At 58.6% G+C, this 285-nt stretch carries 1 protein-coding gene; it reads left to right on the top strand.

Annotated features, from left to right (window positions below; translation table 11 throughout):
* Positions 1–285: tetratricopeptide repeat protein (locus tag PSEWESI4_RS24920; protein WP_187673931.1), on the top strand; the 285-nt coding region annotated here is incomplete at both ends.

The following is a 285-nucleotide window of genomic DNA, read 5'->3' as shown; positions in this document are numbered from 1 at the left end:
CACTACAAGGCCATGCTCAATCTGGCCGGGCTGTACGTCCACGGCACCGGCGTCCCCAGGAACGAAGGCAAGGCGCTGGACCTGGTGGAAAAGGCGATGCAACTGAAAGCCCCGCATGCCTATTACCTGATGGGGGTGATGCTGCAACAAGGGATTGGGGTAAAGCAGGACAAGGTCGCGGCGCTAAGTTATTTCCGCAAGTCCGCCGATCTTGGCAACCGGTATGGACAATGGGCTATCGGCGATGAGCTTCGAAGAGCCTTTGCTCGACTGCCTGAGCCCGAA

The organism is Zestomonas carbonaria, from assembly GCF_904061905.1.
In the GTDB taxonomy this organism is placed as follows: domain Bacteria; phylum Pseudomonadota; class Gammaproteobacteria; order Pseudomonadales; family Pseudomonadaceae; genus Aquipseudomonas; species Aquipseudomonas carbonaria.
This window is presented reverse-complemented; position numbering and strand designations above follow the sequence as displayed.